Source organism: Streptomyces sp. NPDC029138 (assembly GCF_055564375.1).
In genome coordinates this window covers 56,430-71,411 of sequence record NZ_JBVHWM010000038.1, presented here as the reverse complement: position 1 = coordinate 71,411, position 14,982 = coordinate 56,430, and the positions used below count along the sequence as shown (strand labels likewise).

At 73.6% G+C, this 14,982-nt stretch carries 16 protein-coding genes; 5 read left to right on the top strand and 11 right to left on the bottom strand.

All coding sequences use genetic code 11. The annotated features are described in order from the left end of the window. Positions 1–6: 6 nt before the first annotated feature. From ACZ4WH_RS26625 to ACZ4WH_RS26610, 4 genes are read right to left on the bottom strand one after another with little or no spacing between them, the layout of a single operon-like run. The gene (locus ACZ4WH_RS26625) at positions 7–543 is read right to left on the bottom strand and encodes an NUDIX hydrolase family protein (RefSeq protein ID WP_366749135.1); all 537 of its coding nucleotides are present in this window, start codon (positions 541–543) and stop codon (positions 7–9) included. Between the two features lie 7 nt (positions 544–550). Continuing rightward, entirely contained in the window at positions 551–1,726 is a 1,176-nt protein-coding gene (locus ACZ4WH_RS26620) for an amidohydrolase family protein (RefSeq protein ID WP_468184883.1), read from the bottom strand. Between the two features lie 2 nt (positions 1,727–1,728). Further along, positions 1,729–3,132 carry a type I glutamate--ammonia ligase gene (locus ACZ4WH_RS26615; RefSeq protein WP_468184881.1) on the bottom strand — a complete coding sequence of 468 codons (1,404 nt, stop codon included), beginning with the start codon at positions 3,130–3,132 and terminating at the stop codon, positions 1,729–1,731. 40 nt (positions 3,133–3,172) lie between these two features. After that, positions 3,173–3,985, bottom strand: coding sequence for an SAM-dependent methyltransferase (locus ACZ4WH_RS26610; protein ID WP_468184878.1), 813 nt, complete (start codon positions 3,983–3,985; stop codon positions 3,173–3,175). Between the two features lie 218 nt (positions 3,986–4,203). On the opposite strand from ACZ4WH_RS26610, the gene ACZ4WH_RS26605 reads away from it, so the two are divergent. Further along, complete coding sequence (locus ACZ4WH_RS26605; RefSeq protein ID WP_468184876.1) at positions 4,204–5,079, top strand: Cof-type HAD-IIB family hydrolase; 876 nt, start codon at positions 4,204–4,206, stop codon at positions 5,077–5,079. Here ACZ4WH_RS26605 and ACZ4WH_RS26600 read toward each other — a convergent pair. The 5 genes from ACZ4WH_RS26600 to ACZ4WH_RS26580 all read right to left on the bottom strand — a co-directional run bounded on the left by ACZ4WH_RS26600 (position 5,069) and on the right by ACZ4WH_RS26580 (position 8,358). Then, positions 5,069–5,866 (bottom strand): SAM-dependent methyltransferase, encoded by a 798-nt coding sequence (locus tag ACZ4WH_RS26600; protein ID WP_468184874.1) that lies wholly within the window; start codon positions 5,864–5,866, stop codon positions 5,069–5,071. The genes ACZ4WH_RS26605 and ACZ4WH_RS26600 overlap by 11 nt on opposite strands. A 67-nt stretch (positions 5,867–5,933) precedes the next feature. Beyond that, entirely contained in the window at positions 5,934–6,581 is a 648-nt protein-coding gene (locus ACZ4WH_RS26595) for an HhH-GDP family DNA glycosylase (protein WP_468184872.1), read from the bottom strand. A gap of 13 nt (positions 6,582–6,594) precedes the next feature. Further along, positions 6,595–6,939 (bottom strand): DUF3140 domain-containing protein, encoded by a 345-nt coding sequence (locus ACZ4WH_RS26590; protein WP_468184870.1) that lies wholly within the window; start codon positions 6,937–6,939, stop codon positions 6,595–6,597. Positions 6,940–6,972: 33 nt separating this feature from the next. Next, on the bottom strand, positions 6,973–7,464 hold the full coding sequence (locus ACZ4WH_RS26585; RefSeq protein WP_468184867.1) for a Dps family protein: 492 nt from the start codon (positions 7,462–7,464) through the stop codon (positions 6,973–6,975). A gap of 84 nt (positions 7,465–7,548) precedes the next feature. After that, on the bottom strand, positions 7,549–8,358 hold the full coding sequence (locus ACZ4WH_RS26580) for an alpha/beta hydrolase (protein ID WP_468184865.1): 810 nt from the start codon (positions 8,356–8,358) through the stop codon (positions 7,549–7,551). 166 nt (positions 8,359–8,524) lie between these two features. Here ACZ4WH_RS26580 and ACZ4WH_RS26575 point away from each other — a divergent pair, with 166 nt between their 5' ends. From ACZ4WH_RS26575 to ACZ4WH_RS26565, 3 genes are all read left to right on the top strand, one after another. Beyond that, on the top strand, positions 8,525–9,712 hold the full coding sequence (locus ACZ4WH_RS26575) for a thiolase family protein (protein WP_468184863.1): 1,188 nt from the start codon (positions 8,525–8,527) through the stop codon (positions 9,710–9,712). A gap of 74 nt (positions 9,713–9,786) precedes the next feature. Next, the gene (locus ACZ4WH_RS26570) at positions 9,787–11,298 is read left to right on the top strand and encodes a long-chain-fatty-acid--CoA ligase (RefSeq protein ID WP_468184860.1); all 1,512 of its coding nucleotides are present in this window, start codon (positions 9,787–9,789) and stop codon (positions 11,296–11,298) included. Between the two features lie 85 nt (positions 11,299–11,383). Continuing rightward, a complete protein-coding gene (locus ACZ4WH_RS26565; RefSeq protein ID WP_468184915.1) occupies positions 11,384–12,157 on the top strand; it encodes a sulfite exporter TauE/SafE family protein in 774 nt (257 codons plus the stop codon). Here ACZ4WH_RS26565 and ACZ4WH_RS26560 read toward each other — a convergent pair. Beyond that, positions 12,146–12,934, bottom strand: a complete 789-nt coding sequence (locus ACZ4WH_RS26560; protein ID WP_468184857.1) for a TIGR01458 family HAD-type hydrolase — start codon at positions 12,932–12,934, stop codon at positions 12,146–12,148. The two genes, ACZ4WH_RS26565 and ACZ4WH_RS26560, sit on opposite strands and share 12 nt — an antisense overlap. 59 nt (positions 12,935–12,993) lie before the next feature. On the opposite strand from ACZ4WH_RS26560, the gene ACZ4WH_RS26555 reads away from it, so the two are divergent. Then, on the top strand, positions 12,994–13,740 hold the full coding sequence (locus ACZ4WH_RS26555) for a cobalt-precorrin-6A reductase (RefSeq protein ID WP_468184855.1): 747 nt from the start codon (positions 12,994–12,996) through the stop codon (positions 13,738–13,740). Positions 13,741–13,903: 163 nt separating this feature from the next. On the opposite strand, the gene cobF is transcribed toward ACZ4WH_RS26555, so the two are convergent. Continuing rightward, entirely contained in the window at positions 13,904–14,686 is a 783-nt protein-coding gene (cobF, locus tag ACZ4WH_RS26550; protein WP_468184853.1) for a precorrin-6A synthase (deacetylating), read from the bottom strand. Positions 14,687–14,982: the final 296 nt, after the last annotated feature.

Sequence of the window (14,982 nt, the reverse complement as noted above, 5' to 3'; positions counted from 1 at the left end):
GCACGGTCAGAGGGCCAGACCGACATGGGCCAGCGCCTGCTTCAGCAGGACCCCGTGGCCGCCCGGCATCTCGTTCTGCACCGCCGGGGAGGCGGCCTCCTGGGGGCTGAACCAGACGAGGTCCAGCGCGTCCTGGCGGGGCCGGCAGTCGCCGGTCACCGGCACGATGTAGGCCAGGGACACCGCGTGCTGGCGCGGGTCGTGGTACGGCGTGATCCCCGCCGTCGGGAAGTACTCCGCGACCGTGAACGGCTGGAGCGAGGCCGGCACGCGCGGCAGGGCGACCGGCCCGAGGTCCTTCTCCAGGTGGCGCAGCAGCGCGTCGCGGACCCGCTCGTGGTGCAGCACCCGGCCGGAGACCAGGGTCCGGCTGACCGTGCCGTCCGGGCCGATGCGCAGCAGCAGTCCGATGCTGGTGACTTCACCGCTGTCGTCCACGCGCACGGGCACGGCCTCGACGTACAGGATCGGCATCCGGGCCCTGGCCATCTCCAGCTCGTCCGTGGTCAGCCAGCCGGGCGTGGTTTCGGTCATGTCAGACATTGCTTGATCATACTTTCCGGGTGGGGCGCCCGCTGGAATCGCGGGTCGGTTCGGATACGGGCGGTCCGTACAGTCGTCGGGCGTTGTCGCGGCCCGTCCAGGCCGCGATCCGCAGGGCGTCGGCAAGGCTCAACTCGTCGGCGTCCACGCGGTCTTGCAGCAGACCGGCGAGGCCCTGCCGGAAGCACAGGGCACCCAGGTGGTGGAACTCGGCCACACCATAGGCGTCGGAGCTGTACAGCAGTTTGCGGAACGGAGTGATCTCCAGCGCCTCCTCCAGCACCGCCCGGCAGCGGGCCGGGCCGGTGTAGTGCAGGGCGAGACCGACGTCCAGGTACACCTGCTCGAACACCGCGGCCAGATAGGCGGCCTGGCGATGGTACGGCCAGCAGTGCAGCAGCAGCACCGGGATCGTCCCGGCGGTCCGGTGCAGCCAGTCCGTGAGCAGGGCGGGGTCCGCGCGATGCAGCCGTACGTCCGCGTCGCCGAAGCCGGTGTGCAGTTGCAACGGCAGCCCCAGCTCGACGGCGGTCCACAGCAGGTGCCGGACCAGGACCGGGTCGGTGAGGCGTCCGCCCCGCGCCAGCCAGTGCCGGGCGGCCTGTGTCACCTCGGCCTCGGCCGGGCGCTCCGGGTCCAGGGCGAAACCCGTGCGATAGGCCGCGACCGACTTCACCGCCACCACGCCCGGCCGCCGTACGGCCTCCTCGGCGGCGGCGCGGAACACGGCCGCGTACTCGCCCGCCTCCACGCCCCGCGCCGCCACCGACTCGGCGATCTGCTCCAGCCGTACGACCTCGCAGGCGGCGGCGCCGGCGGCCGCCGCCAGCTCGGCGGGGGTGGTGACCGGGTGCGGGGCGTAGCCGGTGTCCACGCAGTACACCCCGGCTCCGGCCGCCGTGAGGAAGCGGCGGTTGACCTCCCGCCAGCCGAGCTGGGCACGCCGGGCCACGTAGTCGGCGGGCGGCGCGTGCCGGGGGAGGTCCAGCAGGGGCGCGCAGTGGCGGCGGACGGCCAGGCCGACAGGGCTGTCGAAGGGCGAGACGCCCGGCCAGGCCGCGCCCTCGGTGATCAGGGACGCGAACTCCTCGCCGCTCAGGTCGGCCGTGACCGCGCCGTGGCAGTGGTGGTCGACGAGCGGCAGCGCGGCGAGGGCCTCGTGGACCGGTCCGGGTGCGGCCATGGTCAGTACGTCCAGCGGTAGGCCGCCGCCACCTGGTCGGGGTCGAGTCCGTCGACGGCCGCTGCCTCGCCGAGCCGTACGGCGATCACCGCGTCCGCGAGGACCGGGCCCAGCGCGGCCCGTGGCACCGGGTCCGCGCGGAACTCCTCGACGGCCTCCGGCAGCGACTGCGGCAGCCGCCGTACGCCCAGGGCCGCCGCCTCGTCGGGGCCGTAGCGGGCCGGGTCGCCGGTGATCTCGTCGGGCAGGGCGCGGGCCGCCGTCACGCCGTCGAGTCCGGCCGCGATCACACAGCCGAGGGCCAGATAGGGGTTGGCGGCCAGGTCGACCGGTTTGACCTCCATGTTGGCGTCCTGGTCGTGGCGGCCCGCCGTGCCCGTGATCATCCGCAGGGCGGCCTCCCGGGTCTCGCGGCCCCAGGCGGTGAAGACCCCGGCCCACCGGGAGGGCTTCAGCCGCAGATAGCTGGCCGGGCTGGGGGCGGTGACCGCCGTCAGCGCCGGGAGGTGGGCGAGGACCCCGGCGGCGAAGGACTCCGCCTCGGCCGTCATGCCGTACCGGTGCTCGCCGCCGGCGTGCAGGTTCACGCCGTCGCGCCAGCAGGACAGGTGGAGATGGCCGCCGTTGCCGACGCCCTCGGCGGACACCGCGGGCGCGAACGACACCCGCAGGCCGTGCCGCTGGGCCACCGCCCGGATGGTCTGGCGGACCAGCACGCTGAGGTCGGCCGCCGCGACCGGATCCCGGGCGCCCACCGAGATCTCGAACTGCCCGGGCGCGTACTCGGGATGCAGTTGGTCGACCCCCACACCCTGCGCGGCGCACGCGGCCAGCAGGTCGGCGGTGTAGTCGGTCAGCCCGACCTGCCGGATCGCGCCGTACGCCGGTCCGGAGACGGCCGGCACGAACTCCCCGGCGGGCGCCGAGCCCAGCCCGACGGACCACTCGATCTCGATCGCCGCCTTGAAGGCCAGGCCGTGCCGTTCGGCAGCGTCGGTGACGATCCGGCGCAGAAGGGTCCGGGTACAGCCGGGGTGCCGGGCGCCCTCCTGGGTGATCCGGTCCACCGGCGCCCATGCCCAGCCGGGCTGCCCGGCCAGCGCCACCAGCCGGTCCAGGTCCGGGTAGAGCCTGAGGTCGCCGTCGGGGGAGCCGAGCACGTCGGTGGTGACGATGGAGTCGTGGGCGAGGAAGGTGTCGAACACCGGGGACATGCCGACGCCCCAGGACACGGCCGCCTCCAGCCGCGCCGTGGGGATCGTCTTGACCCGGCCGACGCCCGCGGTGTCCACGTACGCCAGCACGACGCCGCGCACCCCCTGCGCGGCCAGGTCGGCCGTCAGGCCGGCGACCCGGCGCAGATCCCCGGGACGGCCGCCGGGCACGGGGTCGGCGAAAGTCGTCATACGTCCTCCTCGGCGGGCTCGGCCCCGCGCGCGGCCGGGGTCAGGGTTTCACGGCCACCGCGCCGAACTGCGGCACCGGTGCGGCGGACGCCGACTCGGCGCGCCACTGCGAGCACGGCACCAGGCCCGGCTCGACCAGGTCCAGGCCGTCCAGGAACCCGGCGATGTCGGCGCGGCCACGGGCGGTGATCGGCGGGGTGGCGTGGGCGTTCCAGAACTCCATGGCGGCCACGTTGCCCTCGCCGCCCACGTCACGGTCGTCCGTCGGATGGGTGAGGACCAGGTGGCTGCCGGGGGGCACCGCCGCCATCAGCCGGCGCACGATGTCCCGGGCCTCGCCGGTGTCCAGCACGAAGTTGAGGATGCCCAGCATCAGCACCGCGACCGGCCGGGTCAGGTCCAGGGTCTCGGCGGCCCGCCGCAGGATGCAGTCCGGGGCGTGCGCGTCGGCGTCGATGTAGTCCGTGACGCCCTCGGGCGAGCTGGTGAGCAGCGAGCGGGCGTGCACGAGCACGATCGGGTCATTGTCGACGTACACGATCCGGGACTCGGGCGCGATCCGCTGCGCTGTCTCGTGCGTGTTGTCGGCCGTCGGCAGGCCGCTGCCGATGTCGAGGAACTGCCGGATGCCCCGCTCGGCGGCCAGGAAGCGCACCGCCCGCCCCAGGAACTCCCGGTCCGCGCGTGCCACCGTCCGGATCACCGGGAACATCCCGGCGATCTGCTCGCCCACCCGCTGGTCGACCTCGTAGTGGTCCTTGCCGCCGATCCAGTAGTTCCAGACCCGGGCGTTGTGCGCCACGGTGGTGTTCAGCCGTGCCGGTCCGGCCCCCGGGGAGTCGACCTCGCTCACCTGTCCGCCCTTCTCACGTGCGGTTCTCCGCCGTCATTGTGCCCCCCGTTGATCGCGCTGTCCCGGGAAACGGGCACGCTGGGCGGTTCCGGACAGGCGTGCGCCCCGCCCCCGGCGGTTCCGCGCCGGCATGCGCCCCGGCCCCCCGGCGGTTCCGGGCCCGCCGGGCGCATGAGCAACACTGGACCGGTATCCCCGCCCCCGACCGGAAGAAGGACATGCCCGCCACGCCCACGCCCCTCCTCGACGCCTCCGGCCAGCCCGCCGGCCCCGCCGACATCCGGCTGATCGTCACCGACATGGACGGCACACTGCTGGACGACGCCAAGCGGATTCCCGGCGGGCTGTGGCCGATGCTCGCCGAACTGCGCCGCCGCGGGGTGCTGTTCAGCCCGGCGAGCGGACGCCAGTACGCCACCCTGTTCCGGCAGTTCGCGGAAGTCGCCGAGGGCATGGTGTTCATCGCGGAGAACGGCACGTACGTGGTCCGCGACGGCGTGGAGCTGAGTTCCGACCCGCTGGACCGGTCCGTCGCCGCCGGGGTCGCCCGGACGGTACGTCGGCTGGTGTCGGGCGGCGCGGACGTGGGCGCCGTCGTCTGCGGCAAGCGTGCGGCGTACGTCGAGCGGACCGACGAGGCGTTTGTGGCGGAGGTGCGCAAGTACTACGTCGAGCACCGGATCGTCGAGGACGTCACCGCCGTGGACGACGACGTGATCAAGGTCGCGCTGTTCGACTTCGGGTCCGCCGAGCACACCACCGCCCCGGCGCTCGTGGAGTTCGCCGCCACGCACCAGGTCGTCGTCTCCGGCGAGCACTGGGTGGACGTGATGAACCGCACCGCCGACAAGGGCACCGCCCTGCGCGGCCTCCAGCGGGCGCTCGGCATCACGCCCGCCCAGACCATGGTGTTCGGCGACTACCTGAACGACCTGGAGATGCTCGACGCCGCCGAGTGGTCCTTCGCCATGGCGGGTGCCCACCCCGAGGTGATCCGGCGGGCCCGCCACCTGGCCCCGTCCAACAACGACGACGGCGTACTGCGGACCATCGCCCGCGTGCTGGACCTGCCGTACGACGGGGTCAGGGCTTGACCGCGACTCCGCCGTAGAGCGAGATCGGCCCGTCGGGCGCACCCTCGGGCCGCCACTCGGCCACCGACACGATCCCGGGCTCCAGCAGCCTGAGTCCCTCGAAGAAGGTGCCCACTTCGGCGTGCGAACGCGCCACCAGGGTGACTCCGCCGGCCGCGTAGGCCGCGATGCCCCGCCGCACGTTCTCCGGTTCGAAGTCGGCCGTCATGGTCGACAGCACCAGGCAGCTGCCCGGCGCCAGCGCGCCGACCAGGGTGTTCACCAGGTCGTGGGCGCCGTCCTCGTCGGCGATGAAGTGGAGCAGGGCGATGAGGGAGAGGGCCACCGGGCGGTCGAAGTCCAGGACGCGGGCGGCCTGTTCGAGGATCGCCTGCGGATCGCGGGCGTCGGCCTGCACATACTCCGTCACGCCCTCCGGGCTGCCCCGCAGCAGCGCGTTCGCGTGGGCCAGCACGATGGGGTCGTTGTCGACGTACACCACGCGGGCGTCCGGGGCCACGGACTGGGCGATCTGGTGCAGGTTCGGCTCGGTCGGTATGCCGGTGCCGATGTCCAGGAACTGGCGGATTCCCCGATCCGTGGCCAGCACCCGCGTGCTGCGGCGCATGAACGCCCGGTTGGCGCGGGCGGCCTTCGGGGCGCCCCCGTCGATCGCCGCGATCCGCCGGCCCAGTTCCTCGTCGACCGGATAGTTGTCCTTGCCGCCGAGGAACCAGTCGTAGACCCGGGCCGGATGCGGCCGGGTCGTGTCGATGCCGTCCTGGATCTTCGGCCCGGTCCCCGTCACGCGCTGCTCCTCCACCCGTCCGGTCCCGGTGGTCACTCCGGGACGTGCGGGGAGCAGTCTGACACGATCACGCGGCCCGGCGCAGACAGTCTTCGGCCACCTGCTTGTCGAGCGCCGCCCGGACCAACGCGGCGGCCAGGACGGCTGGTTGGGTGTCCCCGGCCAGCTCGGTCAGCTTCTCCGGGTCCTTGGGCAGGCCGAGCCGCCCGGCCCCGGACAGCGCCTTGCCGTCCAGGTAGGGCCCGACGTCCGGCCAGACCCGCTGCGCCTCGCGCAGGAAGATGTCGGCGCCGGCCGGCCCGATGCCCGGCTCCTCCTGGAGCAGCCGTTTCAACTCACCCGTGTCGCCGTCCGCCTCCCGGTGCAGCCGGCGCAGGTCGCCGCCCCAGCGCTCGGTCAGCAGCTCCGCGCCGTCGCCGAGCTGGGTGGCGGTGCGCTCGTCGTACCGGCGGTAGCCGCCCCGGCCGAGCGCGTCCACCCGCTGCTGCCAGTCCGCCTCCGCCATCCGGCGGGGGCTGTCCAGGTGGTCCTCGTGCAGAGCCCGCGCGGCGGCCACCGCGACGGAGGCCCGGATCCGGGCGCTGAGCAGCAGGGACAGCACGAGCAGCCGGTACAGCGGCTGCGGGGTGTCCTTCAGGCGGATGCCCGCCTCCTCGGCGTACGTCCGCCCGTACTCGGACACCAGCTCGCGCACGACCCGTTCGTCCCGGCTCATGATCGGGCTCCGGCTAGGGCTTGAGCGGGTCGTGGCCCAGCGTCATCAGCCGGTGCCGCCGCCGGGTGTCCTCCGGCGTGTTCTCCGGCTCGGGTTCGTTCTCCAGGTCGACCAGGTCGGCGACCGTGTCGACGACCTTGTGCATGACCCGGATGTCGTCCTCCGTGAGGTCGGTACGGCGCTTCTGGAGGATGGCGAGGACATGCTGCCCGGTGGGCGTGCCCGCCTCCTCCGGCAGCGGTTCCGTCTCCTCGTCGGCGTCCCGGACCTTCAGCCAGGCCGCGAGTTCCGCCGAGGTCATGTTCACCACGCGGTGGAAGTCCTCCCACAGCGCCTCGATCTCCAGGGCGTCGGCCATGGGTCTCCCCCTTCTCTTGCGGGAGTGGGTGTACTAGCTGGCGGCGTCGTCGCGCGGGTGGTTCTCGGCCTCGAACATCCAGCGCTGCTTCTCCAGATCGGCCGTGACGGAGATCAGCAGGTCCTGGGTGACCGGATCGGCCTTCTCGGTCGCCTCGATCCGCTCGCGCAGCCGGCCGACGGCCGTCTCCAGCGCCGACACCATCAGCTCCACGACCTCCGTGTCACGCAGCCAGCCGTCCTTGGTGCCGGGCAGCGCGAAGGTCGCGGCGATGGTCTCCGGCCTGCCGTCCGGCGGCACGCCCAGCGCGGCGGCACGCTCGGCCACCGTGTCCGAATGGCTCCGGGCCGTCGCGACCACCTCGTCCAGCTGGAGGTGGATCGACCGGAACCGCGGGCCCACGACGTTCCAGTGCGCCTGCTTGCCGACCAGCGACAGCCCGAGCAGGTCGACCAGGGTCTCCTGCAAGGCGGTCCCGGTGACGCCGAGCGCCTCCTCGGGCAGCGTGCTCTTGACCACGGTCATGGTGCGTATATCCCCTTTCGGCAGCTGTCCACGGTCATGTCCGACAGGGCGGGTGCCCGCTGCGCGAGGGAGCAAACCGGCTGATCAGCGGGGCAGTACCCGGTCCAGGAAGCCCAGCGCCTCGGCGAGGACGTCCTCCTTGCACGTCTCGTGGAACACCTCGTGCCGCGCCCCCGGGAAGATCCGCTCGGTCAGCCGGCCGCCGCTCAGCCGCTCCACCCCGGTCCGGCTCCCGGGCAGTGGCACCAGCCGGTCGTCGTCGCCGTGCAGCCACAGCAGCGGCAGCCCGCCGACGTCACCGCCCCGGGCGACGGTTTCGAGCGTCCGGGCGAACGCCTCCAGCGTCGGCCGCTTCATGGGCCCGTGCCAGACCAGCGGATCGGCCGCGTACGCGGCGCCCACGGCCGGGTCCCGGGAGAGCGCGGACGGGCTGATCGGGATGTCGGGGATCTCCTCCAGGGCCAGCAGCCGCCCCGGCAGTTCCCAGGCGCCGATCACCGGGCCGGACAGGATCAGGGCGCTCAGCTCGTCGCCGTACCGCTGGGCGTAGCGGGCCGCGATCAGCCCGCCCATGGAGTGGCCGACCAGGACCAGCGGCAGGCCGGGGCGCGCGGCGCGGGCCGCGTCCGCCACGGTGTGCACGTCCGTGACCACGTCCTCGAAGTCCTCGATCACCACCCGCTCCCCGGCCGACCGGCCGTGGCCGGCGTGGTCCGGCGCGTACACGGCGGCGCCGTGCCCGGTGAGCCGGGCGGCGAGTTCCGCGTACCGGCCGGCGTGCTCGCCGTACCCGTGCGCCAGGAGCGCCAGGTAGCGGGGGGCCGGATGCGGCCACTCCCGTACGGCGAGGGCTCCGTGCGTGCCGTCGAGGACGTGCTCGCGGACGTGGGGCATCTCTCCTCCAGCTGCCTCGGTGAAGGTCCTGGGGGATCTTCCCAGCGGGGCGCTCGGCGGTCTATAGTCCAAAACTAGCAGTGCTAATTAATGGCTTCCGCACAGCGTGAACGGCTGTCGCGAGGTCCGTGCTGATCCGTAGCGTCGTAGGTCAGGAGTCCCAGCCGTGCGTCCCGTCCACTTCGCGGCCGCCCGCCGCACCCCCATCGGCAAGCTGCGCGGAGCCCTCTCCTCCGTCCGCCCCGACGATCTGGCCGCCACCGTGATCCGCCACCTGGTGGCCGACGTGCCCGCGCTCGACCCCGCCCGGATCGACGACGTCTACTGGGGCGCCGCCAACCAGTCCGGCGAGGACAACCGCAATGTCGCCCGCATGGCCGCCCTGCTCGCCGGACTGCCCGACTCCGTGCCCGGCGCCACCGTCAACCGGCTGTGCGCCTCCGGACTCGAAGCGGTCACCACCGCCGCCCGGACCATCGCCGCAGGCGAGGCCGACATCGTGATCGCCGGCGGCTCCGAGTCGATGAGCCGCGCCCCCTTCGTCCTGCCCCGCCCCGACGAGGCCCTGCCGCAGCGCATCGAGACCCACGACACCCGGCTCGGCTGGCGGCTGGTCAACCCCGCCATGAAGGAGCTGCACGGCCTGCTCTCCATGGGCGAGACCGCCGAGGAGGTCGCCGAGCGGTACGGCATCCCGCGCGAGCGCCAGGACGCGTTCGCCCTGCGCAGCCACCAGCTCGCCGCCGCCGCACGCAAGAACGGCCACTTCGACGACGAACTCCTGCCCGTCGAGCGCCCCGACGGCATCGTGGTCGAGCAGGACGAGTGCGTCCGCGAGGACACCTCGCTGGAGAAGCTGTCCCGGCTGAGGCCGGTCTTCCGCGCGGACGGCACCGTCACCGCCGGCAACGCCTCGCCGATGAACGACGGCGCGGCCGGCCTGCTGCTGGTCAGCGAGGAAGCGCTGAACGAGCTGGGGCTGGAGTCCCTCGGACGCTACATCGCGGGCGCCTCCGCCGGCGTCCACCCCGACGTGATGGGCCTCGGCCCGGTCCCCGCCACCCGCAAGGCGCTGGCCCGGGCCGGCTGGGACATCGGCGCCGTACAGGAGGCCGAGTTCAACGAGGCGTTCGCCGCGCAGGCACTCGCGTGCGTCGACCAGCTGGGCATCGACCCCGACCTGGTCAACCCCACCGGCGGCGCCATCGCCCTCGGCCACCCCCTCGGCTGCTCCGGCGCCCGCATCCTCACCACCCTGCTGCACCGGATGCGCCGCACGGGGGCGGAGCGGGGGCTCGCGACGATGTGCGTGGGAGTGGGGCAGGGGAGCGCGGTGCTGGTCGAGAGGCACTAGAGCGTCCCCAACGGGGGCTCCCCGCAAGGGGATTCGGTACACGAGCCGCAGCAAGGAAAACGGAGCAGCACTCCATGGCCACCCTGTCCGTCGCCGCCATCCTCGCCGAGAACGCCCGGCGCCGCCCCCGCAAGACCGCCCTCGTCGAAGGCGACCTGCGGCTCACCTTCGCCGAGGTGTGGCGGCGCGCGCTGGCCCAGGCGGGCGCGCTCACCGGCCTCGGCGTACGGCCAGGCGACCGGGTCGCCCTCATGGCGCCCAACACCGCGGAGTTCCCGGTGGCGTACTACGCGATCGCCGCGGCCGGCGGGGTCGTCGTCCCCGTGCACCTGCTGCTGTCGTCGGGCGAGGTGGAGCACGTCCTGCGGGACAGCGGGGCCACCCTGCTGCTGGTGCACCCGGCGCAGGCGGAGACCGGCACGGCCGCCGCGGGCGCCACCGGCGTCCGAGCGGTCACCCTCGGCGCGGAGTTCGAGAAGCTCGCGGCCGACGCCGAGCCCCTCCCGTCGTACGTCACCCGGGCCGCCGACGACCCAGCGGTGATCTTCTACACCAGCGGTACGACCGGTGTGCCCAAGGGTGCCGTCCTCAGCCACTTCAACCTGGTGATGAACGCGACCGTCAACGCCTTCGACGCCAACGACATCCGCGCCGACGACATCGCCCTCGGCGCGCTGCCGCTGTTCCACGCCTTCGGCCAGACCGTCTCGCTCAACTCCACCTGGCGGGCCGGCGCCACGCTCGTGCTGCTGCCCCGCTTCGACGCGGCCCGCGCCATCGAGCTGATGGTGCGGGAAAGCGTGAACACCTTCCACGGCGTGCCCACCATGTTCGTCGCCCTCGCGGCGGCTGCCGCCGACGCGGAGCGGCTCCCCGGGCTGCGCGTGTGCGTCTCCGGCGGGGCCTCGCTCCCGGTCGCCGTCCTGGAGCGGTTCGAGGCCGCGTTCGGCGCGAAGATCTACGAGGGGTACGGGCTGTCGGAGACCTCGCCGACGGCCACCGTGAACCAGCCGGTGTTCGGCACCAGGGCCGGCACCATCGGCCACCCGCTGTGGGGCATCGACGTGGAGATCGCCCGCGCCGAGGTCGAGGGCCGGGTCGAACTGCTGCCGCCCGGTGAGCTGGGCGAGGTCGTCATCCGTGGCCACAACGTCTTCTCCGGCTACCTCGGCCGCCCCGAGGCCACCGCCGAGGCCCTGGTGGACGGCTGGTTCCGCACCGGCGACCTCGGCGTCAAGGACGACGAGGGTTTCCTGCGGATCGTCGACCGCAAGAAGGACGTCATCATCCGCGGCGGCTACAACGTCTACCCGAGGGAGGTCGAGGAGGTCCTGATGCGCCATCCGGAGATCGCCCAGGCCGCCGTCATCGGCCTGCCCGACGACCTGCACGGCGAGGAGGTGTGCGCGGTCGTCGTCCCCGCGCGGGGCACCACGCCGGACCCCGCCGCGCTCACCGAGTGGTCCAAGGAGCACCTGGGCAAGCACAAGTACCCGAGGCGGGTCGAACTCGCGGACGCGCTGCCGCTCGGGCCGAGCATGAAGGTGCTCAAGCGGGAGCTGCGGGCGCGGTACACGGGCCGCTAGGCGGTACGTCGGCCGTCGCACCCGGACCGACCGGCGAGACGCTCCTTACGCCGGACCCATGCATGTGCATAGCATCGGTTCCTCCATGAACACGATGACGCTCTGGCACATATCCGGCTGGGGGTTCGCGGCGCTCGCCTGCGCGGCCCTGCTCGTCGGCTTCTCCAAGACGGCCGTCAGCGGGGCCAACACGGTCAGCCTCGCGATCTTCGCGGCGGTCCTGCCCGCCCGCGCCTCCACCGGCGTACTGCTGCCCGTCCTGATCGCCGGCGACGTGCTCGCCGTCCTCACCTACCGGCGGCACGCGCACTGGCCCACACTGTGGCGGCTGTTCCCGGCCGTGGCGGCGGGCGTGGTGGCCGGCACGCTCTTCCTGGTGTGGGCCGACGACGGGATCGTACGGACCTCGATCGGCGCGATCCTGCTGCTGATGGCCGGGGTGACGCTGTGGCGACGGCGGACTCCCGGGACCCCGGAGGAGCCGGACGCGGCCGGCTCCCGGGCGGGCCGCGTCAAGGCCCGCTCGTACGGCGCGCTCGGCGGGTTCACGACGATGGTCGCCAACGCGGGCGGGCCGGTGATGTCGATGTACCTGCTGTCCGCCGGTTTCCGGAAGCTTGGCTTCCTTGGCACCTCCGCCTTCTTCTTCCTCATCGTGAACGTCTCGAAGGTGCCGTTCAGCGCCGGACTGGGCCTGATCGACGGGCACTCGCTGCTCCTTGACGCCGCGCTCGTGGTGTTCGTTGTGCCCGGGGCGTTGTTCGGCAAGTGGGCTGTGAACCGGATCAACCAGCGACTCTTCGAACAACTCGTGATCGCGGCGACGATCGTGGGCGGCCTGCAACTGCTACTCCGCTAGCCCCAGCAGCCCCGGGACGTCCGCGAAGGAGTCCACGACGTGGTCCGGGTCGCCACTCGCCCGCTCGTGCGTCTCCGGCTGGTACTTGCCCGTCTTCACCAGCACCCCGGTGAGCCCGGCCCGCTGCGCCGCGAGCACGTCCGACTCGATGTCGTCGCCGACCATGAGCGCCCGCTCCGCGTCCACTCCGAGCCGGGCCAGCGCCGCCTCGAAGAACGCCCGGGACGGCTTGCCCGTGACCTCCGCCTCCACCCGCGCCGCCCGCTCCAGCCCCAGCAGGAACGCACCCGAGTCCAGCTGCAACCCGGCGTCGGTGCGCCAGTACAGGTTGCGGTGCATGGCGACCAGCCGCGCACCCCGCTGCAACTCGCCGAAGGCCCGGTTGAGCGCCTCGTAGTCGAACCCCGGCCCGGCGCCGCCGACCACGACCACGTCGGCGCCCTCCTCGGCCAGCGCGACATCGCCCAGATCCGCCGCGATGTCCCCGCTGTTGAGCAGCAGACACCGGGCGCCCGGATGGTGCTCGGCGAGATGGGCGGCGGTGACGGCGGGCGCGGTCAGCACATCCTCCGCGTCCACCTCGAAACCGGCCTCCGACAGCGTCTCGGCGATCGACTCCCGGGTTCGGGAGGTCGTATTGGTCACCAGGGCCACGCCGAGCCCGGCCGCGCGGATACCACGCAGCGCCTCCACCGCACCAGGCAGCGGCTTCCAGGACACGGTGAGGACCCCGTCGATGTCGATCAGAACGGCACGCGCGGACGCCAAGGACTCCATGGCCCGACCGTAGCGACCCGGCGGCCGACCGGCCCGTACCACCTCGTACGCTCACCCCTATGCCCGCGCACGTCCTGATCCTCGGCGGCACCACCGAGGCCCGTCGCCTCGCCGCCGACCTCGCCGCCCGGCCCGGGCTCCGGGTCACCACCTCGCTCGCCGGCCGGGTCACCCGGCCCGGGGCGCTGCCCGGCGAGGTGCGGACCGGCGGCTTCGGCGGGCCGGAGGGCCTCGCCGACTGGCTGCGCGCGCACCGGGTGGACGCCCTGGTGGACGCCACCCACCCCTTCGCCGAGTCGATCACCGACCACGCGGCCCGCGCGGCGCGGGCCACGGGCGTTCCGGCCGTCGTCCTGCGCCGCCCCGGCTGGCGGCCGGGCCCCGGCGACCGCTGGTACGACGTCCCGTCCCTGGCCGGAGCCGCCGAGGCGCTGCCCGGCCTCGGCCGCCGGGTGTTCCTCACCACCGGCCGCCTCGGCCTCGCGGCCTTCGCCCACCTCACGGACCTGCGCTTCCTCGTCCGCTCCGTCGACCCGCCCGAGCCCCCGCTGCCCCCGGACACCAGCGTCGTCCTGGCCCGGGGCCCCTTCTCGGTCACCGGCGAGACGGAACTCCTGCGCGCCCACCGCATCGACGTCCTGGTCACCAAGGACAGCGGCGGAGAGGCGACGGCCGCGAAGCTGACGGCGGCACGGGAGCTGGGACTCCCCGTGGTCGTCGTACGCCGCCCCGCCCTGCCGGCCGGCGTGACCGCCGTACCCGACGTGGCGGGGGCCCTGGAGCGGCTGGGTTTCAGTCCGGCGTGAGGACGGTCGCCGGGGGCCGGTCGATCGCGATCCAGGGAGAGAGACGGGCGACCAGGGGCGACGGGCGACCAGGGTCATCCTCCGGCCGGTGTCGCGCCAGGGGCGTGCTCCCGCAGACCGGCCACGGGCCGTAGCGCCGCGCGGCGGCCTGAGCGCGGTCGGGTCAGTCCCGTTCGTCCCGCGACGGGTGCCGGCGCAGCAAGTACGTGTCCATGATCCAGCCCTTGCGCTCGCGTGCCTCGGCCCGCACCCGCTCGATGCGCGGAGCGGCCTCGGCGATCGGCCCGGAGACGAGGATCTCGTCCGGCGTGCCTATGTAGGCGCCCCAGTAGATGTCCATGTCCTCCTCGGCGTACCGCCGGAAGGCCTGGTGCGCGTCCAGCATCACGACCACGTCGTCCACCCCCTCCGGGAAGCCCTCGGCCAGCCGCCGCCCGGTGGTGATCTGCACCGGCCGGGCGACCCGGTTCAGCCCCGTGCGATGCCGGGCGACCAGGGCGGAGACACTGCTGATGCCGGGCACCACGTCGTACGTGAACTCCACCGCGCCCCGCTCCAGCACCTCCTCCAGGATGCCCAGCGTGCTGTCGTACAGCGCCGGGTCGCCCCAGACCAGGAAGGCGCCGGTGCCGTCCTCGTCCAGCTCGTCGGCGATCAGCCGCTCGTAGATCCCGGCGCGGGCGCTGCGCCAGTCCCCGACGGCCGGTGAGTAGGCCGACCCGCCCGCCGCCCGGTCCCGCTCCGGGTCGCGGGCCTCCACCACCCGGTACGACCCCTCGGGCAGATGCGCGTCCAGCATGTCCCGGCGGAGCTGGGTGAGATCGCTCTTCACCTCGCCCTTGTCGAGCAGGAAGAACACGTCCGTGCTCCGCAGCGCCTTGACCGCTTGCAGGGTCAGCTGGTCGGGGTCGCCCGCGCCGATACCGATGACATGAATCTTTCGCACGCCCCGAGTCTGCCGCATCCCACTGACAGTGCGTCCACCGCCTCCGCACAGCCTGCGACAGCGGCCGGTCAGGGGCCTACGGGAGGCGTCCGGGGCCGTGGGCCGGCTGGCGGCGCCCGGATCGTCAGGGGCCTGGCCGGGGGCGCCGACCGTGGCCCAGCCGGCCAGGGGCCCGACCAGGGAGGCCCGGCCAGGGCGCCCAGCCAGCCAGGCGCCCGGTCATGGGGCCCGGCCAGAGGCCCAGTCGAAGGGCCGGGGTCAGAGGCCGAGCCAAGGAGGCCGAGCCAAGGAGGCCC

Excerpts from the sequence above, each read along its gene's own strand:
- ACZ4WH_RS26625 (WP_366749135.1), bottom strand. The coding sequence starts at position 543 with ATGTCTGACATGACCGAAACCACGCCCGGCTGGCTGACCACGGACGAG.
- ACZ4WH_RS26620 (WP_468184883.1), bottom strand. The coding sequence starts at position 1,726 with ATGGCCGCACCCGGACCGGTCCACGAGGCCCTCGCCGCGCTGCCGCTC.
- ACZ4WH_RS26615 (WP_468184881.1), bottom strand. The coding sequence starts at position 3,132 with ATGACGACTTTCGCCGACCCCGTGCCCGGCGGCCGTCCCGGGGATCTG.
- ACZ4WH_RS26605 (WP_468184876.1), top strand. The coding sequence starts at position 4,204 with ATGCCCGCCACGCCCACGCCCCTCCTCGACGCCTCCGGCCAGCCCGCC.
- ACZ4WH_RS26595 (WP_468184872.1), bottom strand. The coding sequence starts at position 6,581 with ATGAGCCGGGACGAACGGGTCGTGCGCGAGCTGGTGTCCGAGTACGGG.
- ACZ4WH_RS26590 (WP_468184870.1), bottom strand. The coding sequence starts at position 6,939 with ATGGCCGACGCCCTGGAGATCGAGGCGCTGTGGGAGGACTTCCACCGC.
- ACZ4WH_RS26585 (WP_468184867.1), bottom strand. The coding sequence starts at position 7,464 with ATGACCGTGGTCAAGAGCACGCTGCCCGAGGAGGCGCTCGGCGTCACC.
- ACZ4WH_RS26580 (WP_468184865.1), bottom strand. The coding sequence starts at position 8,358 with ATGCCCCACGTCCGCGAGCACGTCCTCGACGGCACGCACGGAGCCCTC.
- ACZ4WH_RS26570 (WP_468184860.1), top strand. The coding sequence starts at position 9,787 with ATGGCCACCCTGTCCGTCGCCGCCATCCTCGCCGAGAACGCCCGGCGC.
- ACZ4WH_RS26565 (WP_468184915.1), top strand. The coding sequence starts at position 11,384 with ATGAACACGATGACGCTCTGGCACATATCCGGCTGGGGGTTCGCGGCG.
- ACZ4WH_RS26560 (WP_468184857.1), bottom strand. The coding sequence starts at position 12,934 with ATGGAGTCCTTGGCGTCCGCGCGTGCCGTTCTGATCGACATCGACGGG.
- ACZ4WH_RS26555 (WP_468184855.1), top strand. The coding sequence starts at position 12,994 with ATGCCCGCGCACGTCCTGATCCTCGGCGGCACCACCGAGGCCCGTCGC.